The sequence below is a fragment of the Roseateles sp. P5_B10 genome (genome assembly GCF_056400485.1).
Genome location: NZ_JBFULE010000642.1, coordinates 1 through 3027, shown reverse-complemented (window position 1 = coordinate 3027; position 3027 = coordinate 1). Strand labels below are relative to the sequence as shown.

Sequence of the window (3027 nt, the reverse complement as noted above, 5' to 3'; positions counted from 1 at the left end):
CCGCTGGCTGGACCTGAGCCGCTATGCCGACAGCGATGGCTACAACACCGACGGCACGCGTCCCAACATCTGGCGCTACCGCGACTACGTCGTCAACGCCTTCAACGCCGACAAGCCCTTCGACCGCTTCGTCAAGGAACAGATCGCTGGCGACGAACTCTGGCCCGAGCGCACCGAGGCCCTGATCGCCACCGGCTTCCTGCGCAACCTGCCCGACGAGATCAACGCCCGCGACCTGAACCTGAAGAAGCAGGAGGTCGCCAACGACCTGACCGACACGGTCTCGGCCGTCTTCCTGGGCACGACGCTGGGCTGCGCCCAGTGCCACGACCACAAGACCGAGAAGATCACGCAGAAGGAGTACTACGAGTTCCAGGCCTTTTTCGCCAACACCAGCTGGAAGGACGATGTCTCGCCGCTGACGGGCAAGGCCAAGGCCGACTACGACGCCCAGCTGGCCAAGTGGGAAGACGCGACCAAGGACATCCGCGAACAGCGCGACGCGCTGCTCAAGCCCATCATCGAGAAGCTCGAGACCGATCGCCTGTCGGGCTTCGTGCCGGCCACGCGCGAGTCCATCAACAAGCCGGCATCGGAGCGCAATGCCTACGACCGCTGGATCTACCACCGCAACCTGTGGACCCTGTCGGGCCGCACGCGCAACGCCGAGAACCAGCTCAAGACCAAGGACAAGGAGGCCTACGCCAAGTACGAGGTGCTGACGGCGCAGCTGAAGAAGTTCGACGCCCTCAAGCCCAAGGATCCGGGCAATGTCTCCACCATAGTCGAGCTGGGCAACGACGCACCGCCCACCAAGGTCCTCTTCAAGGGCATCTACGACCGACCGCTGCAGGAGGTGCAGCCCGGCCTGCCCGCCCTGTTGACCGACGCCTCGCTGAAGATTGCGCCGACGGCCACGTCGTCGGGCCGCCGCACGGCCCTGGCCAATTGGCTGGTCAGCCCCGACAACGGCCTGACCGTCCGCGTCTTCGTCAACCGCCAATGGGCCCAGTTCTTCGGCCGCGGCATCGTCGAGACCAGCGCCGACTTCGGCAAGACCGGCACCAAGCCCACCCACCCCGAGCTGCTCGACAAGCTTTCGGCCGACTTCGTCAAGAACGGCTGGAGCGTGAAGACGCTGCACAAGCAGATCCTGCTGTCCAGCACCTACCGGCAGGCCAGCCAGGCTCGTGAGGTCAAGCAGGACCCGGACAACAAGCTGCTGTGGGCCTTCCCGCGCCAACGCCTGGAGGCCGAGCAATTGCGCGACTCGCTGCTGGCCGCCTCCGGCCTGCTGGAGGAGAAGCGCGGCGGCCCGTCGGTCTACCCGCCCATCCCGCCCAACTTCGACATCGGCGGCCAGCGCAACCGCTGGCAGACGTCCGAGGACCCGCGCGACCACAACCGCCGCAGCCTCTACGTCTTCGTGCTGCGCAACTCGCCCTATCCGCTGCTGGAGACCTTCGATTGGGCCAACCCACAGTCCCCTCACTTCAAGCGCGACGTGACGACGACGGCGCCACAGGCCCTGGCCCTGGTCAACAGCGACCTCGTGCTGGGCTGGAGCCAGGCTCTGGCCGGCCGTGTCATCCAGGAGGCGCCTGCAGGTGAGTCCGCGCAGATCGACCGCGTCTACGAGATCCTGTTCTCGCGCAAGCCCACGGCCGCGGAGAAGACGAAGCTGGTCGCCTTTCTGAACGCCCAGGAAGCCCTGCAGACGGCCCAGGCCGGCGAGGTCAAGAAGCCGCATCTGCCCGAGGGCTGGGGCGTCGATCCCAATCTGGCCAGGCAGATCGACGGCTTCTACAAGGCGGCCTACAAGCGCGAGCCCGACCGCTACGAGCGCACCGCCTTCCTGACTTATCTGGATCAGCAGGCTGCCAAGCGCAAGAAGGGCGATGGCGGCGATGAGTCGGCGGATGACGGCGGCGCCACGACCGTGGTCGCAGCCGCGCCAACAAGCCCCACCAAGGGCGCCAGCAAGGCCCGCGCCGCCGCCTTCGTCGACCTGGTCCACACGCTGGTCAACACCAACGAATTCACCTATCGCTTCTAAAGAGGTCAGCCCATGAGCCACTCTCACGATCATTCCCGCCGTCACTTCCTCGGCCACGCCGGTGCCGCCACCTTCGCCGCTTTCGGCGCGGGCAGCTTCGGCGGCATCTCATCCGCCTTCGCCAGCGAACTCTTCGACCCGACGCTGCCGCGCCAGCCCCACCACCCGGCCAAGGCCAAGGCCGTCATCTGGCTGCACATGGCCGGCGCGCCCAGCACGCTGGACCTGTTCGACCACAAGCCCGAACTGATCAAGCTGGCCGGCACACCGCTGCCCGACAGCTTCGGCAAGGACCTGAAGACGGCCACCGACGGCGGCGTGGGCAACCTCTACGCCAGCAAGCGCACCTGGAAGCAGCATGGCGAAAGCGGTGCCTGGGTGTCGGACCTGCTGCCCCACATCGCCAAGCAGGCCGACGACATCGCCTTCCTGAAGGGCAGCAAGACCGAGGGCAGCACCCACGTCATCGCGTCGCTGAAGCTGCACACCGCCGGCCTGGTGCCTGGCCGCCCGGCCCTGGGCTCGTGGGTGCAGTACGGCCTGGGTTCGGCCAACCCCGACCTGCCGGCCTTCGTCGTGCTGCCCACGGGCGTGGGCTCAGCCGGCGGCGGCCGCGGCGCCGTCATCTGGAGCAGCGGCTTCCTGCCTGCGGCCCTGCAGGGCACGCCCTTTCGCAAGGGCGACTCGCCCATCCTGCACCTGGCGCGCCCCGAAGGCATCACCGAGAAGGAACAACGCGCCCAGCTCGACCTGCTGCGCGCCTTGAACGGCGAGCATGCCGAGCGCTACCCCGGCGACACCGAGCTGATCGCCCGCGCCAAGAGCTACGACCTGGCCTACCGCATGCAGGTCTCGGCGCCGGAGGCCGTCGACCTGGCCAAGGAAACCGCGGCCACGAAGACGGCCTACGGCATCGGCACCAAGGAGACCGACGAGTACGGCACGGCCCTGCTGCGCGCCCGCCGCCTGGT

General features: G+C 67.6%; 2 protein-coding genes. Both read left to right on the top strand.

Translation table 11 applies throughout. The features are described 5' to 3' along the window. A partial coding sequence (locus AC1DU6_RS25285; protein ID WP_477860447.1) for a DUF1549 and DUF1553 domain-containing protein occupies nucleotides 1–2056 on the top strand: 2056 nt, incomplete at its 5' end. A gap of 12 nt (nucleotides 2057–2068) precedes the next feature. Next, a partial coding sequence (locus AC1DU6_RS25280) for a DUF1501 domain-containing protein (RefSeq protein ID WP_477860445.1) occupies nucleotides 2069–3027 on the top strand: 959 nt, incomplete at its 3' end.